Below are 18,888 nucleotides of genomic sequence, written 5' to 3' on the forward strand. Positions count from 1 at the left end.
TGCGCGGAGAGCGCAGCGCTCAGCTGATGTTCAGAAGGATCCGTCCCGATGTGCCGCTGCGCATCAAGTCCAGCGCGGCGTTGATGTCGTCGAGCGCGAACTCGTGGGTGACGATGCCGCGGTAGCTCACCTTGCCGGCATCGCTGAGGCGAACCAGGCGGGGGATATCGCGCGCGGGCTGGCATTGCCCGCCTTCCGAACCCTTCAGCACCTTCTCGAAGTGCAACGGCAGGGTATAGATCTCGGCCTTCTCGCGGGGCACGCCGACGAGGATGCAGCGGCCCTTCTTGGCGGTGATCTCGTAGGCGAGCTCGATCAGGTTCTTGACGCCGGTGGTCTCGACGACCTTGTCGGGGCCGTCGGCTCCCGTGATGGACCGGACGTCGGCGGCCACATCCTTCACCGTCTCGGAATTGATGATGTGGGTGGCGCCGAAATCCTTCGCCATGGCCAGCTTGTTGTCGAGACGGTCGATCGCAACGACCGGCCAGGCACCGACCATCGCGGCGAACTGCACAATGTTCAATCCGACCCCGCCGACCCCGAACACGACGACCGCTTCGCCGATCGCGATCTGCGCGTCGTTGTTGACAACGCCGAGCGCGGTCGTCACCGCGCAGCCGAGCAGCGGCGCACTGGTGCGGTCGATCGTATCAGGAACGGGCGTGACGCGATTCTCCGACACCACGGCATATTCGTTGAAGGTGGTGACCCAGCCCGCATTGAGGCGCTTGCCGCGCCAGGAATAGACCGGCGTGTTGGACTGGATGCCCTTGCCCGGCCGCCAATGCATGACGACGGTGTCGCCCTGCTTGCAGGAGACGACGCCGGGTCCGGTTTCGACGATGGTCGCCAGCGCCTCGTGCCCCAACAGGTGCGGCAGGAACTTGTCGACGCCTTTGACGGCGTCGATCTCGTTGATCTGTGCGCCGCAAATGCTCGACGTGTGCACATGGGCGAGCACCTGACCGTGCTCGAGCCTGTCGGGCAGATTGAACTCGTCGACGATCAGCGGCCTGCCGGATTCGACGAGGATCGCGGCCTTTGCGGTCTTGATGTCCATGAATCGCGCGCCCGGTCACTCGAAATAGATGAACTCGTAATCGCCGGTGTAGCCGAGCTTGCCGTAGAGCCAGATCCATTCCGAGGTGTGCAGGATGGATTCCGCCGTCAGCGCCCAGCATTCGAGGTTGTGCAGCTCGGCGACGTTCCGGTAGCCCTCGACCATGACGTATTTGTTCTTGCCGACCCGCTCGATCTCCTTGAGCGCGGCCTCGAGCTCGTAGAGCCTGAGATTGTGCAGGGTGCCGAGCGAGATGACGAGGTCGAAGCTGTCGTCGCCATAGGGATAGACGTCCTGGGCGCGATAGTTGAACAGGTACGGCTTCACCTGCTCGTGCGCATTGGCAAGGCCGTGCTTGGAAATGTCGAAGCCGGTGACCTTCAGGCCCGGCAGGATCTTCTGCATCTCGTACAGCAGAAAACCCTTGCCGCAGCCGACGTCGAGCACGCTCGACCCGTCCTTCAGGCCATAGGTCTCGATCAGCGCCTTGGCGACGGGGGCCCAGCGCCCCTCGATGAAGCGGTAGCCGCCATAACCGAAACGGCGGTCGCCGTCCCAGTAATCGGCCTCGTATTCCCGCGCTTTCAGCGAGCAGCCGATCTTGTCGTCGTTCATGCGGCCCATGTAGTCGCGCCTGGTCGCGGTATGCAGCGGCGTCACGATATTCAGCAGTCGTCCCATTGAACCCTCGGATTTCATCACGCGCGGAGATTGTCTTGGGCCTGGGGAGCCTCGCACGTGACCTGCGAGCAGCCCTAGCATTAGTGGCGAAGACCATCATTGTTTCAGATCAATGATGTGGAAGCGCTGCCGCCGCGCCGGTCAAGAACCGGCCGATGATTCGCCAGTGCCGACCAGGCGCCAGGTTCCAGCCGCGGCTGCCGGCGGCCGTGACATGGCGACGCTGGAACGAGAAGCGCCGCACTGCGTTCGGCAGCGAGGAGAGTCCCGCCATGCCGACCAAGCCGACCATCGCCCGCATCTGGCGCGGCTGTACCCGCCGCGACGTCGCCGACGCCTACCAGGCCTATCTGCAGGCCGAGGGCATCCCGCCGCTGCGCAAGACCGCGCTCGGCGTGCAGCAATTGCGCGAGGACCGCGATGAGGAGACGTGGTTCACCACCATTTCCTATTGGGCGGACATCGCAGCCATGACGGCTTTCACCAAGGGCGAGCCGACCAAGGTCCATCATCTCGCGCGCGACGCGGAGTTCCTGATCGAGCTGCCGGAGCGTATCGAGATCCACCGCATCCTGATCGACGAGCAGGGCCTGCGGTGAAAGCCTCGCTCATCCGTTCGTCCATGACTTGATTCCGCGCCCCGCGGCGCTATAGGTTCCCGCATGAAGTTCATCTCCACATTCTTCCCGCTGATCTGAACGACCGAACGTCGTTCCGGCGCTCCCGCGCCACTCAGATCAAACGGCTTCGCGCGCTGCGGTAGCCGAACGGAGAGATGTGCAATGCCCAAGACCGAACAGGCTGGCCTGACGCCAAGTCAGGTCCAGACCTTCATCGACGACGGTTTCGTCAAACTCGAGAATGCCTTCAGCGCCGACCTTGCCAAGCAATGCAGGGACGAGCTGTGGGCGGATATCGGCCTGTCGCCGGACGAGCCCGAACATTGGACCCAGCCCGTTGTCCGCGTCGGCGCCAAAGCGACGCCCCCCTTCATTGAAGCTGCGAATACGCCGCGTCTGCACAAGGCCTATGATCAGCTCGCCGGCGAAGGGCGCTGGCTTGCGCCCAGGGGCCTCGGAACCTTTCCGATCCGCTTCCCGTCATCGCAATCGCCAGGCGACGACGGCTGGCATGTGGACATGAGCTTTGGCACCGCCCATGCCGACTTCATGCAATGGCGTGCCAATGTGAAGAGCAGCGGCCGTGCGCTGCTGATGCTCTTCCTGTTCTCGGACGTCGGAAACGATGATGCGCCCGCGCGAATCCGGAAAGGCTCGCATGCGGCCATCGCGCGGGAGCTACTGCCCCATGGCGAGGCGGGCGCAACGCTCCGGCAACTTGCTGCCGGCGACTGGGCGTCGACCAGGGATTGCGAGGTTGAACTTGCGACCGGCACGCCAGGCACCGTCTATCTGTGCCACCCGTTCCTGGTTCATGCCGCGCAACCCCACCGCGGGAAACAGCCGCGCTTCATGGCACAGCCTCCGCTGCTGCCGAAGCGCGAGTTCGATCCGGCGCTGCCACCTTCCCCGATTCAGATCGCGATCCGGCGGGCTTGCGGGCTGACGGTCTAAGGGGGTGACATCCGGGACCTCCGGGGGTCCCGGATGTTGCTCGATCCCAGGCTATTGCACCTCGATATTCGCGTCCTTGACCAGCTTGCGCCAGCGTTCCTCCTCCTGCCGAACGTAGCGATCGAGCTCTTCGGGCGCGCTGCCGACCATGATGAGGCCTTCGTTGGTCGACAGCTGCTTGAAGGCACCGGCCTGAACGGCCTTCGCGACCGCCTGGGTGAGACGCGCAATCACCGGCGCAGGGGTCTTGGCCGGTGCGTACAATCCGTACCAGGACTCGGCGGCGTAGCCGGGCAATCCCGCCTCGGAAACGGTCGGCAATTGCGGGAACGCGGCCGAACGCTCGGCCGAGGTGACGGCCAAGGCCCTGAGCTGACCCGCCGCCACCAGCGACGCTGCGCTCGCCACGGTGGTGAACATCACGTCGATCTGCCCGCCTAGGAGATCGCTGATCGCAGGCGCCGCGCCCTTGTAGGGGACGGCCGTCATCTTGACGTTCGCCATGGCGTTGAACAGCTCGCCGGCGAGATGGGCCGAGGTGCCGATGCCGAACGTGCCGAAATTGAGCTTGCCCGGCTTGGCCTTGGCTTCAGCGATCAGATCGGAGATCGAGTTGATCTTGGATGCGGGGTTGACCACGACGACATTGAAGGACCGCGCGATCAGCGAGACCGCGGCGAAATCCCTGTGCGGATCGAACGGCAGCTTGTTGTAGAGGCTCGGGTTGACCGCGTGCGCGAAGGTCGCCAGCAGCAGCGAATAGCCGTCCGGCTCGCTCGTCGCGACGGTCTGGGTGCCGACGATGGTTCCGGCGCCCGGCTTGTTCTCGATGATGACGGGCTTGCCGAGGTCCGTTTGGATCTCCTGGGCGGTCGTTCGCGCGACGATGTCGGTCCCGCCGCCGGCTGCGAAGGGCACCACGATCTTGATGATCTTCTCGGGATACTCGGCCCGAACAGGCGCAGTGCTCAATCCCGCCAGCACCAGCAATGCCGACGAGACGAGAATGGCGGAGCGCAGTCCGCCCCTCCCTGCAGCGCGGTCGCGACTGATGATCTTGCCGATTGCCATGCGGACCTCCCATCCGGTTTTGTCGAGTTATTCAACGAGGTTTGTTGTGTTCGACGAACGCAGCCACGCGCCTTTCTGCAAGTTCTTGGCTGTGCGGCTTCACTTGCTTGCGTTGAGAACAGCCAGCCCGTCGGCCGCCTTCACGCCCTGGCCGGCCGGCAGCACGAAGACCGGATTGATCTCGGCCTCGACGAGCCAGTCGCCGAGCTGCGCGACCATCTGCGAGAAAGCGACGATCGCTGCTGTAAGGGCTTCGACATCGCATTTCGGCCGGCCGCGGAAGCCATCCAGCAACGGCCATGTGACGAGGTCGCGCGCCATCGCGCGCGCCTCTGCGAGGCCGAGGCCGCCTTCCGGCGGCAGCAGGCGCATCGTCGTGTCCTTGAACAGCTCGGCGGCGACGCCGCCCATGCCGAGAAGGATGGCGACGCCCAAGGGATCACGGTGCATCCCGAGAATAATTTCGACGCCGCCTGAAATCATCTCCTGAACCAGGAATTGCTCGGGTCGTTTCCCGGTCCTTGCCTCGACCTCGTCGGCCATCGCCGTGAGCTGGCCGCCAATGCGCTCGGCTGTCAGGTTGACCGCGACGCCGCCGACGTCGCTCTTGTGCGCGATCTCGCGCGAGAGAATCTTGAGCACGACTTTGCCGCCGAAGGCTCGCGCGGCCCGTTCCGCCTCTTCAGCCGTTGCGACCACTTGCTCTGCCACGGTCGGAATACCGAAGCGGGCGAACAAGGTTTTGGCCTGTGCTTCGTCCAGCGATCCCGCGGGGAGATCGGTGATGTCGACGCCCGTCGCAGACGAGCCGGACGTCGCGACCTGCTCCGGCATTCCGGCCTGCAACAAGCCATCGAGCGCAGCGGCACAGCTTTCGGCGGAGTTGTAGGCGGGGACGCCTCGCTGCGTGAGGACGGAGACCGCGTCGGGCGCGTGAGGGCTCACATAGGCAATGACGGGCTTGTCGCTGAGCGGTAGGCAGTCGTGGATGGCGTCGGCCATCAGCGCCGGCGATCCCACGGCTGACGAGCCGGCGATGACGACCAGCGCATCATAGGACGGGCTTGCGAGCAGGATGCGGGTTGCGGCGCGGAGCACATCCGGCTGCAGGCCGGCCAGCGTTACGTCGATCGGGTTGCGATCGAGCATGGCGTGCGATCCCGACTGCAGGGCTCGGAGTTGCGCGGCCGTATCCGGGTCGGGAGCGGGCGTTGTGAAGCCTGCGACGCCCAGACTGTCGGACACGATAGTGCCGGCGCCGCCGGTCGAGGTGAGGATCGCCACGCGTCGGCCGGAGAGCTTCCGTCCTGCGGCAAGCGCTGCCGGAATGTCGAGCAGGTCTTCGAAGGTTTTCGCGCGGATCACGCCGAGCTGCCTGAACAAGGCGTCGTACATGCGGTCGGAGCCTGCGAGCGCGCCCGTGTGCGAGATAGCCGCCTTTGCGCCCGCTTCCGATCGCCCGATCTTGAAGGCGACGATTGGCTTGCCGGCATCTCGCGCCTTCAGCACCGCTTCGCGGAAGCGCGCCGGGTTGCGGACCGCCTCGATATAGAGCGCGATGACTTTGGTCGCATTGTCGTCGGCGAGAAAGTCGATGAAATCGGCCAGATCGAGATCGGCTTCGTTGCTGGTCGACACCAGCTTCGACAGCCCGACCCCGCGCGCCGCGGCGCGCGACAAGATGGCGCCGAGAATACCTCCGCTCTGCGAGACCAGTCCGACCGGGCCCGCCGGAAAATGGTCCATGGCCAGCGCGCCGGAGGCGGACAGCACGATGTTGTCGGTGAGATTGACGAGGCCGATCGTGTTCGGCCCGAGCAGGCGCATGGATCCGGCGGCTTGCATCAGCTGCTGCTGGCGCGCGGCGCCTTCGGCGCCGATTTCGGTGAAGCCGCTGGCGAGAACGATGGCCGCGGCAGCACCGCGCGCGGACAATTCGCGCACCGCGACGTGGGCCCGTTCGGCTCCGACCAGGACAAGGCCGACGTCAGGCACGTCGGGCAGCGAGGCGATGTCGGGGTAGCAGGTAAGACCGCCGATTTCCGCGACCTTCGGATTGACCGGATAGATCGCACCCGCGAAGCCGTGTTTCCGGAGATAGGAGACCGGTCGCCCCGAGGTCTTGCTCGGGTCCGCCGATGCACCGATCACGGCGATGCTGCGCGGCCGGATCAGGCGTTCGATCGCGTTCATCGCTCAACCCTTCGCCGAGGATTGCGCCAGGAAGGCCGCCACGGCCTCGCGATGCTCCGCGCTGGTGTAGCAGATGGCCTGCGCCTGGCTGCCGAGATTGAAAATATCGTGCGCGGAATGCTCGAACGTCTCGTTCAGGATCTTCTTGCCGAGCGCGAGCGCGGTGGCAGACCCCTGCGCCAGTTCCGCCGCCCAGGCCTGCGCGGCCGACAGCAGCTCGGTCGCAGTCACCTTGCGATCGACGATGCCGAGCGCGAGCGCTTCGTCGGCCTCGACGACGCGGCCGGTGAAGATCAGCTCCTTGGCCCTGGCAAGCCCGACCCTACGCGGCAGGAAATACAGGCCGCCGCCGTCGGGAATCAAGCCGCGCTTGATGTAGGACCAGGTGAACTTCGATCGTTCCGTGCCCATGACGAAGTCGCAGGCCAGCGCGATGTCGGCGCCGAGGCCCGCCGCCGCGCCGTTGACGGCGGCAATCGTCGGCTTCGGCAGGCCGAGCAGCAGCGATTGCACGTGATGCACGCCCTGCTGACGGCTCCATCCGTTGAATGCGACTTCGCCCTGCGGCGCCTCGAGCCGGCGTTTCATGCCGCTGATGTCGCCGCCAGCGCAGAACGCGTTGCCGCGCCCGGTCAGCACCAGCGCCTTGATCGCCCTGTCGCGGGACACGGTTTCGAGCGCGCCTGAGCACTCGGCGCGCATCTCGTCGCTCATGGCATTGCGCCGGTCCGGCCGGTTGAATGCGATCGTCGCAATTCCGGCCTCGACGAAAAATTCGATGAGCTGATAGGACATGGCAAGCTCCCTGAGTCGGATCGGTCGGCGCGCGACGAATGATCGGCGCGAGCTCCGCAACTGCCGTTTCCTCGTCGCGCCGCGCGCGCCCGGCATTGTTCTTGCGGCTGCCTATAGCGGCTTGCAGGCACCCGAACATCCCCTTAATTCCACTCAGTGGAAACGCTGGGGAGATCAGAGATGGCACAGGCGCGCAGATATGCGGGCGGGATCGACGGCAACCGCTCGCTCGAGCGGGGCGTCGAGATCCTCCGGGCGTTCCGCCCCGGCGTCGACACGCTCGGCAACGGCGAGATCGCAGAGCGAACAGGCTTGCCGCGATCGACGGTCAGCCGGCTGACACGGACGCTGGTCAATTCCGGGATGCTCGACGAAGTCCGCAGCGAGCGGGCCTACCGCCTTGCCGCGTCGGTCATCAGCATCGGTCACGCCATGCGGACCGGATCACCCGTGCTGAATGCGATCGGCCCGATGATGCGGGCGGAATCGGCCAGGCGCCGGCTGAACGTCGGACTCGCGACTGCCGATAGGACCATGATGGTTTACCTGGAATCGATCCGCTACAGCCCGCGCGCGGCGCTGCGCAATGTGGTCGCCGGCCAGCAGGTCCCGATGGAGCTGACGTCGCTGGGTCGCGCCTATCTCGCCGGCACTACAGAGACCGAGCGCGAGCGATTGCTGAAGCAGTTCAAGCGGCGCAGCGCGGCTGCAACCAGGGCGCTGCTGGCGGAGGTCAGGCGATCGATCAGCGCCGTCGAGCGCGACGGCTATTGCGCGGTGTCGTGGCAGCCCGCCGTTCTCGCCGTCGCAACGCCGATCGTGCTGGAGGGCCTTCCGGTCTACGCGCTCAACATGAGCCTGCAGAACGTCGAACGCTCCGACGCGCTGGCCAGCGAGCTCGGCGCATACCTCAACGCGTTCGCGGCCAGGTGCAAGGAGGTGCTGGCGGGGCGGTGAAGCCGAGCGGCGAGGCGCAGCCGCTTGCCCGTCAGCTGGAGGAGAGGTCACGTCCCCTTACAGTTTCCCATACACCCGCGCCGCCACCGCCTTCAGGCGTTCGACCGAGCCGGACTCCGGATGCGGCTTGACCGGGGCGAACAGGATCGAAGCCTGCCTGCCATTCTTCCAGACATAGATGGTGACGGCGTTGCCGTTGCCCTTGGTGCAGGAATGCTCGCCGAACGCTTCACTGCCGAGCCCGGATATCGCCACGTGCTTGCAGGGGCCTGCGCGCTTCATCATGCCGATGGCGGTGTCGCGCGAGGTCGCGATCACCGCGACGGTCATGGTGTTGGCCTCGCGATCGAACATCATGCAGCTGCCCGCGCCGGTCCGCTGCACCGTCAGCGTGCTGTTGTCGAGAAAGCCGTCGGCATCGGCGGCCGTGAGCCACTCGCAATTGCCGAACCGCTCGCTGCTCTTGCTCACGCTTGCGATGGCAATGCGTGCGGCTTCGGCGATCGGCGCGAGCAGCGCATCGTCGGCGCGCCGGCCGATCGGATAGACGCTGATCTGCAGAATGTAATCGCCGGACAGGGCGACGACCGAGGCCTCCTGGCGCTCGGCGCCCGCCGCGCTCGTTCCGCCCTGGCCCTCGTCGCCGATTCCGGACACCGCGCTCAGCGGCATGCGTTCGCCAAGCGTCTTGACGAAGGTCGCGTACAATTCCCTGGCGCGGTCCTTGTCGGGATTGCGGAACACCGAGAGCATCATCGTGTCGCCGCGCCCGGCCTGGTAGATGCAGCCGCGGCCGTCCTGGTTCGAAATCAGGGACCATTTCAGCGCCGGCATCGCGCGGGCGAGCTCCTGGGCGCTGATGAACGGGCAGGTTTCGGCCGCGCGCGCGGGAAGCACCGGGGCGGCTGCGATGGCAAGGAATAGGACGAGCCGGAAGAATAGATGATCGATCGTGCGCATCGGACGAACTTACTATCGAAACGGTGCGCCCGACGAGATGAAACTGAACAAAAATCCTATTACGCAGCCCCCGGTGCCTTCGCCACCGTCAGGTCCTTCAGGAACTGCTCCATGAGCGGCTTGTTGCCAAACCGGCGATAAGAGCGCTCTGCCTCCAACGAAAATGTCGGTTGGGCCCCTACCAAGCTTGCCATCGTCAGCTGCGCCGCTTCTATATCACCGCGCCGCCCTTGCAGCGCAGCCTGGATGAGCAGGCAGTTGGCATCGCGCGGCGCCCTTACAAGGCATTCGGAGATCACGGTAGCCGACTCATCGCGACGATCAGCGGCGTAAAGAGCCTGGCCATGCACATAGGCGTAATATTCCGGCGCCATGGGATGAAGGCGACGCGCCCGTTCGGCATTGGCAACGGCGTCCGCGTAGTCCCCGAAACGGACTTGCGCTTTTGCCAATGCCATCATGCTATCCGGGTCATTGGGATTCAGTTCGACGGCGCGCTTGGCGGCCTGCAAGCCGCCCGCATAATCGCCCTGCACCGCCAGCCCGAAGCTGATCACCTGATAGCCGAGCGAGAGATTGGGATCGAGGCGCACAGCCTGGCGCGCTTCGCTAAGACCCAGTTCCAGCTCATGCGCTGCCGCCCGACCACTCGACCTCTTGGCCACATCCGCGATGTAAGTGAGGGCCAGGCCCGCACGGGCGGCGGCATAGGCCGGGTCCATTTCCAGCGCGCGCTGATATAGGCCGCGTGCCTCCAGAAGTGCTTCCGCATCCTGGACGCCATGGCGGTATCGATGACGGGCCCGCAGCAGAAGATCGTAAGCCTGAAGGTTGTCGGTCGGACGTTGCGCGGCAGCGATGGCTTCATTTCGGCCGATATACGGCGCGAGCTGGGCGACGATTTCCGTGGTCAGCTCGCTTTGTACGGTGAAGACGTCGGCAACCTGCCTGTCGAAGCTGCGCGACCAAAGGTGCGCGCCCGATTTCACGTCGATCAGTTGCGCCGAGACGCGAAGCCGGTCTCCCTCGCGGCGCGCGCTGCCTTCCACCACGTAGGAAACGCCCAGCTTTGCCCCGAGCTTGCGCATATCGCTTTCTTGCCCGCGCACGGCATAGGTGGAGTCGCGCGCGATGATCTGAAGCTCGGAATTCCTTGCAAGCGCCGTGGTCACATCCTCGGTCAGCCCGTCTGCAAAGTACGATTGGTCGCCGCTCATGGTCGCAAAGGGCATGACCGCAACTGACGGCCGCGGGTCGGCGCGGGTCTGGTCGAAAAGCAGCGCGGCCGGGAGCCGGCTGACCATCGCCGCCAGGGAAAGCGGTTGGATTTGGGTGCCGATGAGGACAAGGGCTACGGCGGCGATGCCATACGACCAGCGCGCAGCGGTACCGTGTAGAACGCGCGGGACTTTTCGCCAGCGAGACCACGAGGATTGCGCGCGCCGTACCCGGTAGACATTAAGACGCTCGGGAATGTTTTTGGCGCGCCTGCGGCCCACACGCGCGAACACATCGCCGCGATTGCGGTCTGCGGCCATGACGACAGCGCCGCTAACGAAGATGCTACCGGGATCGGCCATCGTTTCAAGCCGTGTGGCGACATTGACGCCGTCGCCGTACATGTCGCCATTGTCCTCGATGACATCACCGAGGTTGATGCCTATGCGCAGTTCAAACGGGGCGTTGTCGAACCCTTGCTGGATGGCAGTGCCCGCATCAACGGCTTCGTTGACGCTGGGAAACATCGCCAGAAACCCGTCCCCGGTCATCTTGAAGATGCGTCCGCCATGCTGCGCGACCGTGGGCTCGATCAGATTGTCGAAGACCGCGCGCAGCTCTTTATAGGTGGAGGCCTCGTTTTCGGCCATCATCAGGCTGTAGCTGACGATGTCGGCGGCCATGATCGCGGCGAGCTTGCGTTCCATCAACGGTTTCCCGATACAGGGCCAAGCAAAAACTGGCATTGCGGACATTCGGCGCCAGCTTGAGATTAAACCTTCCAACCCGCATGCGGTTATCAACACAGCTCATATGTGCGTGAGTATGAGAGCCCTCCGGCGGGCGTGCAGGCAGCAGCACTGCGCGCATATGGCTGATCCTAAGTTCCTGCGGGTTCCCATATGGCGACGGTGAGGCCGGCGCCGGGTCAGCGGCCGTTCGTCACCGCCCCTGATATTCGGCCCAGCAATCCGCCGTCTCATAAACGCGGACCGCCCACAGCTGCGGCAGGCTGGGCTTCAAGCGGTCCCAGATCCAGACCGCGATATTCTCGGCGGTCGGATTCGCGAGGCCGTCGACCTCATTCAGGCACTGGTGGTCCAGCGCGGCCATGATGCCGGCGAAGCTCTTTTCGATATCGAAGAAATCCGCGACAAAGCCGGTGTGCGGGTCGACCGGCCCATCCAGCTGGACCTCGACCCGATAGGAATGACCATGCAGCCGGCTGCACCGGTGAGTCTCGGGCACGTTTGGCAGCCGATGCGCCGCCTCGAACTTGAACGCCTGCGATATCCTCATCCAGCTCCCCACACGGCATGGCCATCCGGTCTCGGGCCGGTCTGGCGACCAGATGCTGTCCTGTCCTGACCTTTCGGCAAAGAATGGCGCGCCCGGAACGATTCGAACGTCCGACCCTCAGATTCGTAGTCTGGTCAGAACCGTTGAAATTGCTAAGGTTTGTTGCCGTAACGCAAAGCCCAATGCCTCAAGAACATGCAATTTCAGCCCTATCGCTTGGCGGTGTTACCCGGCATCCATCAATGCTGATCGTCGTGTGGCGGAGAGGCTGATCGTCGTGTGGCGGAGAGAATGGGACTATCTGTCACCCAAAGACGATGCCAGAATCCGAAATAAAATCAGCTTGTTACAGACGCCCGATGTTCGGACCGTGTACCAGAATATGTGTACCTAGTACAACCCCGTTCGCGACCAGGATTAACTGAACAAATCCTTGGAAGGCGATCCCTCGGCGAAATGCCGCGCGCGCGGGCACCGGGGATACTGCTTCCGACGCTCGAGATGGGCCATCAGGCGTGACTGCCAAGTGGCCGGCGACATCGAAGCCACGCCCGATACCGTCTGCGCGGCTATCGTGCGGTCCGATTGACGGACCTGCACCTGGGCTTGGATGGAGGCTTTGGATTCGGCTGATGGCTGTTGCTTGCGGGGCTTCGGCTGTTCCTTCGGCTGCTCTCTTGTCGACCGAACGACGGGAAGCGGCACCTCGACTTTCTCTGGCACAGCCTTTCGTCGATCCTCTTCGCGACATTGAACGTTCAATACTCGAACAGGCGCGGCGCGATGCATAGCAGCACCGCGGCTCCGAGCCCGAGCAGCATCAGGCTCGTAAGCCGGCTGCTCAACAACAGGACGCGCGTCGTCAACCGGGTCCGCACTGATGCGACGGTTGTGCTGAGCACGGCCCACTTGGTCGAACCGGTGAACACGCCAGCAATCAAGCAGTGCTGCCACAAATAGGATGAGCGTCAGAGGATTGGTCGTGCCCAATGCGACAGCGCTCAGATAGGCCGCGGCGGAATACCGCGAGTGCCGCTGATAAGGCGAATATCGGGTGCTTGGAGCATGCGCTCGGCGGCGATCTTTCCAACGCCCGATGTCGCTCCGGTCATCACAATCGTCTTCAGGACTCCCACAAGGACGACGGCATCGGCTTTCGCTAAATTATAAGCCAGCAGTTTGTCACGAGAGAACCGGCGTGACTGTTGAATAATCCGCTTTTCAGTTCTCGTGTTTGTCAGATTCTGGATGCATAGCCGCTGTGCAGAGACGTCCTTGCAACCAACCGCGCCATCAAGCGTATTTTACTTAGCTGGTCTAAAACTGCGATTTGATTGGGGCGCGAGGGCTTTTAAGGTAGAGCAATGCCGAAAGATTTGCACTCTAGAGTAGCACATTGCTCAACGAAGCAGCAGACATCTGGTCGTCAAATTGATGGATGCCGGAAAATGTAAATCATTTGTGCAACAACTGCACTATGTCATCGCACCGTCATAACGAAGCCCAGCAAGTTGCCGGATTAATTGGAAGCAATCGGGGTTTTTTGACCAATAAAGCAGCTTACGTACCGAAGAAATATTGCGGGCTGGCGTTTCCTGCATTGGGATCGGACCATGCGGATGCTTGGAGGCACCTTTGGCAAATGGATTTGTCGTCTGGTTTAACAAGTTTAAGGGTTATGGCTTCATCAGACCCGAACATGGAGGCAAGGACGTATTCGTTCATTCGTCGGCGGTCGAGGAGGCTGGTCTTTCGACGTTGGTCGAAGGCCAGCGATTGAGCTACGAGCTTGTGTCGGTTTCAGGCAAGATGACGGCCAGTCGTCTGAGAGTCGACAAGGAGGAACCCTCAAATCAGAACGGGTAAATCCGGATTGCTCCGCACAGTTCGCAACGTCGCCTTACGGGCGGCTATGCCTCACATGAAGGTTTTCAAGCATATTGTTGTAACGACCAATAAGGTCCATCAGCTCGGCGGCATGATCTAACAAAAAGCGGCAGATGCTGGTACCGACTATCTGCACTGTCGCGTCGATCTGCTCCAAGAGCTCGTCACGAACCGCGCTACAGTGACTTGCAAAGAGAGCTGCGTCGCTCGACCATTCGCTCGCCATCCTCAGCGTTTCCAGCGTCGGCGCTTCGTGCTGTGGTGCAACCGCGAACCACCGATCTACGTGCATGCTCCGGTCGCCCCCGCCCGCTCGAGGAGTGCCGCGAAAAACCGCTCGCTCGACATCAATGGAAAGTAGCTCCAGCGTCTCGCTATGAAGGCGGTCAACCTCAGTCATGGAATGGTCGAACATGCTGCTAAGCTGCACGAGCTGCAACCATGCGAGCCTCAAATGCTGGTAGGGCGACAATTCGTCATTCTGCCAAGGATAGTTGCTGGCAACAACCCGGCAGATACCGAGGTCGCCGTACACAGTCACCAACTTCAAGAGTGCCTCAAGCTCCGCCTTTAAGCGCCGGTGAATGGTCGTTATCCCTCCTCGCATCTGCTCCGGCACGAACTCGAAGGAGGGTTCGGACAAGCGCATAAGATTCTTGTCAGCCAACTCGACAATCGGAGAGATCAGCCGGTTGATCTCACCTGTCGTTAGCTCACCCACCCTGTCCATATCAAAAATCCAGCAATGCCCCGGCGCACCAGCACCCGACCTGCGTCGTTGGCTCGCGAATCCCAGTCGGGAGCCTCTCAGGGTTCGGCGATTTTCGGAAGCCCCAATTTAGGTCTCGAATCCAGGAACCGGTGGAAAGACGACCTGCATGGCGGCCGTCGACCGATAGATCCGATCGCGAAAGCCTTCGGCTTGCGGAAGTTTCAATAGTTCACTTTCGGCGTCGTTCGTGGCTGCCGACCAGCCTCGGCCGGGACGGTCGCCCATCTAGGCCCGTCGGCACCCGAACGACTACCAGCGTCTCTCGGCGCCACTGGCCGCGCCGTTGCTTCAATTCGGGCCTCGATCGCAGCCGCCAGCCCGCACTTTTGCCGGATTGTCATTGAGGGAGTTGGGGCGCAAAAGGCAGCGCCTCAATGGTTTACTGGCCTCCCATATGCCGATTGTTGCGGCCTTCCACCGCTTCCAGTCCAACCGGCGAGCGCCACATTGGCCCTCGCCCGCTTCTGTCCGAGCAAGTCATCATATATGTCCAACGTCCTCAGCGCGATATCGGACCAATCGTAGCGCAATGCGCTCTGGCGGCGGACCTCTTCGCGCTCTTCCGCATTTCGACGCGATACCGTCAGTGTCGACAGCTTTGCGCGCATCTCCTCGCAGTCCCCGACATGGAAGATGTGTTCGGGGTCGGTTACCACTTCCAGATTCGGGGCGATATCACTCACCAGCACCGGCAATCCGTAGCTAAGCGCTTCGAGCAATACGATCGGAAGTCCTTCGTGCGACGACGGCAGCACGAACAATGCCGCATGGGCATAGAGCTGCCGCAACCCGTCGCCAGTCTGAAACCCGGCCATGACCACACTATCGTGACCGGCGGCCTCTTTTGCTAACCTGTCGGCGTACTCGTTCTGGTGGTCAATCTTTCCGACTATGGCCAGTTTCCATCCCGGCAATGCAGCAGCCAGGAATGCGTGCAAGAGATCGAGTTGCCGCTTCTCGGGGACCAGCCGGCCGACCGTCAAAACGTATCGCCCTGGCTCCAGACCCAGTTCGACCACCCTCTCGCTCTGTTGCGGTACATCCGAGAATATCACGCCGTTCGGCACCACCTCGCATGGTTTGCCGTACTTCGACGTGATCAAGTCACCGATGCTGCGGCTGACCGCAATTCGCCGGTTGGCGTAGCGCATTCCGACGGCTTCGCCGGTCCTCAGCACCATACGCGCCGCCCAGCCCCATTTTTCCCTGTTGTAATCCTCGCCATGATGCGTGACGACGACCCGCAGGCCGACGGCACGAAGCAACGGCGTCACAATCGCTGGACCTATCCCATGAATGTGGACTAGTGCCGGCCGCCGCACCATTGCGACAATTGCGCAGACGACTGAATGCAGCAGGGTCTCGAGGTACTTGTTGCTCACGGTCCACAGCCGCAGGACCCGGACTCCCCTCCATATCTTGGGGGCATCCGGCGCAACATAGGGCGACCGCATGCAGACGGTAACCCGCCTGCCGAGCTCGACCACTCTCGGTGCAAGATTTTCTGCATGTGTCTCTATACCGCCCTGAACCTGGGGGAAGCCACGGAAGCCGAACATGTAGATCTCACGCCTGCTCATCTGGACTTCCTTCCAATCTAATTGTTCATAAAGGTCCGCAGCGGGTAATGCTCTTCGGGGGTCATGCGGCCCTTGACCAGCCGGGCCTTGACGTTCTTGTTCAAAAACGACGTTCGCTCGACGTGCGGCGACGGGCGCACGTCGGAATAATTGATGTAGCTGTCAAAGCATATGCTTTTGCCCATCGAGACCTTGAGCTTATTCTTGAGGACCCATAGCAGAGGCTCGCTCTTCGGTAGCTGAGGAACCAGGTTGGATCGCATCGCGGTCCGTGCGGTCGTCACCATCCAGCAATTCTGCCCGCAACTCGCGACCTTCTTCCGTGTCTGCTGAGCGACCTCGCTATTCATGATCTCGCTCCATGATTCCCGCGCGAGATTTCCCATGGGCAAATCCGAGCGGACGTTGCAAGCCCACACGTCCGACCAGGGGTCGATAAAGGCGAAATCCTTTCCTGCGCTGCATGGGATCAGCCGATCGTGACCGAGAATCTTCTCGATCAGACCAAGGTTCAGATAGGCCCGAAACCAGTTCTTCGGCTTCGGGCTGCGCAGCATCGCCGAGATCAGCCCCTCAACCTTGCGCGCGACCGCCCTGCGGTCGTAGAAGTAATTGTCGTTCTTGTAGAACTGCCATGCATTGTGAAGCGTGGAGGTTGCCAGCTCGAAGCCCTCCTTGCGAGCGAACTCGTAGACACTGACAAGCTGATCGACGTTCTCGTCTTGGATGACCATGGCAAAGCCAAGGTCGGTGCCTCCGGCTTCACGCAGCATACGGAGCCCGGCAATTTTCGTGTAGTAACCGTCCTTCTCGCCGCGAATTCGATCGCTTGTCTCTTGATCGCCCTCGAGCGAGAAGCGCACCTTGATGTTGGGATGCTTCTTGATGATCGGAACGAGGCGCTCCGGATGCAGCCCGTTCGACGATATCTCCATTACTCTTGCCTTCGGGTAGAGAAGGTCGATCATCTCTCCGAGGTCTTTGCGAAGCGTCGGCTCTCCGCCCGACACATTCAGATTGTCGAATCCCGACGGAAGCTTCGACAGCGTAGCCAGCGACACCTCTTCCTTTGGCTCCGTCGGATTTTGCCAGATGTAACACATCTGACACTTCGAATTGCAGCGGAACGTGGAAATGACGGTAAGGTCCATTTTATGATCCAACTTTCGTCTGTGAGCCAACTGATGCAATCAGATCCTCGTACAGCGAGAACAACGCCGAGCCGTGGTCTTCAAGCGAGTATTCGTTCTCGATGATAGTCCGCGCGTTGCGCCCGAAGACCTCGCGACGACCACGATCGATGAGAAGCGCTCCGATCCTTTCGGAGAGTTGGATTGCGTCGCCGGGGTCGCACAACAGACCTGTGGTCCCCTCCCTGACCAGCTCGGGAATTCCACCAATGCGCGAAGCGACGATCGGCTTGCCATGTGCCATCGCTTCGAGGATCGAAAGCGGGCTATTTTCGTGCCAGATCGAGGGCACGACAATCAACCCGGCCTGCCTGATTGTCCGCTGGAGATCGACGCCGGTGAGATGCCCTCTGAAATCCACCGCGGGGTATTGCCGCTTGAACTCGTCGAGAAGCGGTCCAGTGCCGGCGATCACCAGCGGCCAGGCGCCCCGAGAAGCCGCGTGAGCCTTGAGGAGATTCTCGACACCCTTCTCGGGCGAAAGGCGCCCAAAGTACAATGCGTATCCGTCATCGCCGATGGAGGCATCGATTCGCGATGCATCTATCCCGTTCGGAATATGAACAACCTTATCAGCGCCGAACCGACGAACGACGGCATCATACATGAACCTGCTCGGCGCGATGAATTTTTCGACGCGATGGTAGCTTCCGAGCAGCGCGTGATAACGCGCCTCCGCCCAAAGCAGCGCGCTGCGTCCGAGAGATCCGTCCGCGCATCGGCGAGTGAGGATCGTCTCGAAGGCGCCGTCACCGCATCTCGCGCAGGGCTCTCCGCCGCTGAGCTGTGTATACACGGGACAGACCGGCTTGTAGTCGTGAAGCGTGAGAGCGACCGGCACTCCCATTTCGGCCGCGGCAGTGATGATCGACGGAGTGAGCTGGTGATAGATGTTATGACAGTGCAATATGTCCGGCTTCTCATCGCGGATGAGACGCGTAATGTTTGAAACGGCTTCGGACGAATGAATGAAGGACAATGCCGATCTAAGCTTCTCACGCCTGGATGATGCGCGGTACGACTTCTGCGATACGAAGTACGATTGAAAACATGACGGAATGTTTCGATCGTCATGCATGGAGAATTCGACGACGTCGACATTCCGCCGCCGCATCAAATCCATCTCGTCGAACATGACGACTTCGGAGCCGCCGTTCCGAAAGAAAAACTTGTTCGCAAATAGCACCTTCAGAGCACGCCGGTGCGGTGCTCCGAGCCGTTCCCGTTGGGAAAGAATGGCATCTCGTTCCGGAGCCGACCTCGAACCCGCCACCGGAACGGCGACATCTTCGCTGCAATCGTAGGCGGGCCCCGTCATTGGCGCAGCCCCAACCTGGAGATCGGAAAAGCCTGCACTGCGAAGCCAGCAATGATGCCGTCACAGTCGCTTTCGGTCGAGCCGTGCAAGGCTGATATCGTCGCAACCACAACCATCATCGGATGATAGGCGGCCGCCATGCGTCGGTATTGACGGCCGTCAACTTGCCACCGGGGCGTGACCTAAGATGGGCTCGCTGGCCCCATTCGAGCCGGAATGCAGCTCCATTCGCCGGATACCGGGGATCCATCAAGGACACGCCAGGGCGCCCAAACGACACATTTTCATGTTCATGCTCGGTGAAAACTGCAACGGAATTGCCGAGTCGCA

17 protein-coding genes are annotated in these 18,888 nt (G+C 62.2%); 4 read left to right on the forward strand and 13 right to left on the reverse strand.

The genetic code is table 11. The annotated features are described in order from the left end of the window. Positions 1 to 19: 19 nt before the first annotated feature. Together P0R31_RS24995 and P0R31_RS25000 are read right to left on the reverse strand one after the other, a co-directional pair. The gene (locus P0R31_RS24995; protein ID WP_275516922.1) at positions 20 to 1,063 is read right to left on the reverse strand and encodes a zinc-binding dehydrogenase; all 1,044 of its coding nucleotides are present in this window, start codon (positions 1,061 to 1,063) and stop codon (positions 20 to 22) included. Positions 1,064 to 1,078: 15 nt separating this feature from the next. Beyond that, positions 1,079 to 1,765 (reverse strand): class I SAM-dependent methyltransferase, encoded by a 687-nt coding sequence (locus P0R31_RS25000; RefSeq protein ID WP_275516923.1) that lies wholly within the window; start codon positions 1,763 to 1,765, stop codon positions 1,079 to 1,081. A 251-nt stretch (positions 1,766 to 2,016) separates the two neighbouring features. Here P0R31_RS25000 and P0R31_RS25005 point away from each other — a divergent pair, with 251 nt between their 5' ends. Together P0R31_RS25005 and P0R31_RS25010 are read left to right on the forward strand one after the other, a co-directional pair. Continuing rightward, entirely contained in the window at positions 2,017 to 2,343 is a 327-nt protein-coding gene (locus tag P0R31_RS25005) for a hypothetical protein (protein WP_275516952.1), read from the forward strand. Positions 2,344 to 2,526: 183 nt separating this feature from the next. Beyond that, positions 2,527 to 3,318: a phytanoyl-CoA dioxygenase family protein gene (locus P0R31_RS25010; RefSeq protein ID WP_275516924.1), complete on the forward strand. Its 792-nt coding sequence runs from the start codon at positions 2,527 to 2,529 to the stop codon at positions 3,316 to 3,318. 51 nt (positions 3,319 to 3,369) lie between these two features. Here P0R31_RS25010 and P0R31_RS25015 read toward each other — a convergent pair whose 3' ends face one another. The 3 genes from P0R31_RS25015 to P0R31_RS25025 all read right to left on the reverse strand — a co-directional run bounded on the left by P0R31_RS25015 (position 3,370) and on the right by P0R31_RS25025 (position 7,377). Continuing rightward, complete coding sequence (locus P0R31_RS25015) at positions 3,370 to 4,389, reverse strand: tripartite tricarboxylate transporter substrate binding protein (RefSeq protein WP_275516925.1); 1,020 nt, start codon at positions 4,387 to 4,389, stop codon at positions 3,370 to 3,372. 99 nt (positions 4,390 to 4,488) lie between these two features. Beyond that, entirely contained in the window at positions 4,489 to 6,582 is a 2,094-nt protein-coding gene (locus P0R31_RS25020) for an acetate--CoA ligase family protein (RefSeq protein ID WP_275516926.1), read from the reverse strand. Between the two features lie 3 nt (positions 6,583 to 6,585). Continuing rightward, positions 6,586 to 7,377 (reverse strand): enoyl-CoA hydratase/isomerase family protein, encoded by a 792-nt coding sequence (locus P0R31_RS25025; RefSeq protein ID WP_275516927.1) that lies wholly within the window; start codon positions 7,375 to 7,377, stop codon positions 6,586 to 6,588. Positions 7,378 to 7,557: 180 nt separating this feature from the next. Here P0R31_RS25025 and P0R31_RS25030 point away from each other — a divergent pair, with 180 nt between their 5' ends. Continuing rightward, positions 7,558 to 8,334: an IclR family transcriptional regulator gene (locus P0R31_RS25030; RefSeq protein ID WP_275516928.1), complete on the forward strand. Its 777-nt coding sequence runs from the start codon at positions 7,558 to 7,560 to the stop codon at positions 8,332 to 8,334. A 57-nt stretch (positions 8,335 to 8,391) separates the two neighbouring features. Here P0R31_RS25030 and P0R31_RS25035 read toward each other — a convergent pair whose 3' ends face one another. The 3 genes from P0R31_RS25035 to queD form a co-directional block, all read right to left on the reverse strand. Then, positions 8,392 to 9,294 carry a hypothetical protein gene (locus P0R31_RS25035; RefSeq protein WP_275516930.1) on the reverse strand — a complete coding sequence of 301 codons (903 nt, stop codon included), beginning with the start codon at positions 9,292 to 9,294 and terminating at the stop codon, positions 8,392 to 8,394. Positions 9,295 to 9,353: 59 nt separating this feature from the next. Next, positions 9,354 to 11,219, reverse strand: a complete 1,866-nt coding sequence (locus P0R31_RS25040; protein WP_275516932.1) for an adenylate/guanylate cyclase domain-containing protein — start codon at positions 11,217 to 11,219, stop codon at positions 9,354 to 9,356. A gap of 235 nt (positions 11,220 to 11,454) precedes the next feature. Further along, positions 11,455 to 11,811 (reverse strand): 6-carboxytetrahydropterin synthase QueD, encoded by a 357-nt coding sequence (gene queD / locus P0R31_RS25045; RefSeq protein ID WP_109145451.1) that lies wholly within the window; start codon positions 11,809 to 11,811, stop codon positions 11,455 to 11,457. Between the two features lie 1,635 nt (positions 11,812 to 13,446). On the opposite strand from queD, the gene P0R31_RS25050 reads away from it, so the two are divergent. Continuing rightward, positions 13,447 to 13,677 carry a cold-shock protein gene (locus P0R31_RS25050; RefSeq protein ID WP_275507878.1) on the forward strand — a complete coding sequence of 77 codons (231 nt, stop codon included), beginning with the start codon at positions 13,447 to 13,449 and terminating at the stop codon, positions 13,675 to 13,677. A gap of 34 nt (positions 13,678 to 13,711) precedes the next feature. Here the strand turns inward: P0R31_RS25050 and P0R31_RS25055 are convergent, their stop codons facing one another. From P0R31_RS25055 to P0R31_RS25075, 5 genes are all read right to left on the reverse strand, one after another. Beyond that, complete coding sequence (locus P0R31_RS25055) at positions 13,712 to 14,428, reverse strand: hypothetical protein (RefSeq protein ID WP_275516934.1); 717 nt, start codon at positions 14,426 to 14,428, stop codon at positions 13,712 to 13,714. 413 nt (positions 14,429 to 14,841) lie between these two features. Further along, positions 14,842 to 16,050 carry a glycosyltransferase family 4 protein gene (locus P0R31_RS25060; RefSeq protein ID WP_275516935.1) on the reverse strand — a complete coding sequence of 403 codons (1,209 nt, stop codon included), beginning with the start codon at positions 16,048 to 16,050 and terminating at the stop codon, positions 14,842 to 14,844. Positions 16,051 to 16,067: 17 nt separating this feature from the next. Continuing rightward, positions 16,068 to 17,201 carry a radical SAM protein gene (locus P0R31_RS25065; protein WP_275507875.1) on the reverse strand — a complete coding sequence of 378 codons (1,134 nt, stop codon included), beginning with the start codon at positions 17,199 to 17,201 and terminating at the stop codon, positions 16,068 to 16,070. 1 nt (position 17,202) lies between these two features. Then, complete coding sequence (locus P0R31_RS25070; protein ID WP_275516936.1) at positions 17,203 to 18,558, reverse strand: glycosyltransferase family 4 protein; 1,356 nt, start codon at positions 18,556 to 18,558, stop codon at positions 17,203 to 17,205. After that, positions 18,555 to 18,698 carry a hypothetical protein gene (locus P0R31_RS25075; protein ID WP_275516937.1) on the reverse strand — a complete coding sequence of 48 codons (144 nt, stop codon included), beginning with the start codon at positions 18,696 to 18,698 and terminating at the stop codon, positions 18,555 to 18,557. Before P0R31_RS25075 ends, P0R31_RS25070 begins: the two co-directional genes overlap by 4 nt. Between the last annotated feature and the right edge of the window lie 190 nt (positions 18,699 to 18,888).

The sequence above is a fragment of the Bradyrhizobium yuanmingense genome, assembly GCF_029167105.1.
Classification (GTDB): Bacteria; Pseudomonadota; Alphaproteobacteria; order Rhizobiales; family Xanthobacteraceae; genus Bradyrhizobium; species Bradyrhizobium yuanmingense_A.

Coding starts and splice junctions, on each gene's coding strand:
- P0R31_RS25070 (WP_275516936.1), bottom strand. CDS start 18,558: ATGACGGGGCCCGCCTACGATTGCAGCGAAGATGTCGCCGTTCCGGTG.
- P0R31_RS25020 (WP_275516926.1), bottom strand. CDS start 6,582: ATGAACGCGATCGAACGCCTGATCCGGCCGCGCAGCATCGCCGTGATC.
- P0R31_RS25060 (WP_275516935.1), bottom strand. CDS start 16,050: ATGAGCAGGCGTGAGATCTACATGTTCGGCTTCCGTGGCTTCCCCCAG.
- P0R31_RS25075 (WP_275516937.1), bottom strand. CDS start 18,698: ATGGCGGCCGCCTATCATCCGATGATGGTTGTGGTTGCGACGATATCA.
- P0R31_RS25025 (WP_275516927.1), bottom strand. CDS start 7,377: ATGTCCTATCAGCTCATCGAATTTTTCGTCGAGGCCGGAATTGCGACG.
- queD (WP_109145451.1), bottom strand. CDS start 11,811: ATGAGGATATCGCAGGCGTTCAAGTTCGAGGCGGCGCATCGGCTGCCA.
- P0R31_RS25005 (WP_275516952.1), top strand. CDS start 2,017: ATGCCGACCAAGCCGACCATCGCCCGCATCTGGCGCGGCTGTACCCGC.
- P0R31_RS24995 (WP_275516922.1), bottom strand. CDS start 1,063: ATGGACATCAAGACCGCAAAGGCCGCGATCCTCGTCGAATCCGGCAGG.
- P0R31_RS25015 (WP_275516925.1), bottom strand. CDS start 4,389: ATGGCAATCGGCAAGATCATCAGTCGCGACCGCGCTGCAGGGAGGGGC.
- P0R31_RS25010 (WP_275516924.1), top strand. CDS start 2,527: ATGCCCAAGACCGAACAGGCTGGCCTGACGCCAAGTCAGGTCCAGACC.
- P0R31_RS25065 (WP_275507875.1), bottom strand. CDS start 17,201: ATGGACCTTACCGTCATTTCCACGTTCCGCTGCAATTCGAAGTGTCAG.
- P0R31_RS25030 (WP_275516928.1), top strand. CDS start 7,558: ATGGCACAGGCGCGCAGATATGCGGGCGGGATCGACGGCAACCGCTCG.
- P0R31_RS25040 (WP_275516932.1), bottom strand. CDS start 11,219: ATGGAACGCAAGCTCGCCGCGATCATGGCCGCCGACATCGTCAGCTAC.
- P0R31_RS25055 (WP_275516934.1), bottom strand. CDS start 14,428: ATGGACAGGGTGGGTGAGCTAACGACAGGTGAGATCAACCGGCTGATC.
- P0R31_RS25035 (WP_275516930.1), bottom strand. CDS start 9,294: ATGCGCACGATCGATCATCTATTCTTCCGGCTCGTCCTATTCCTTGCC.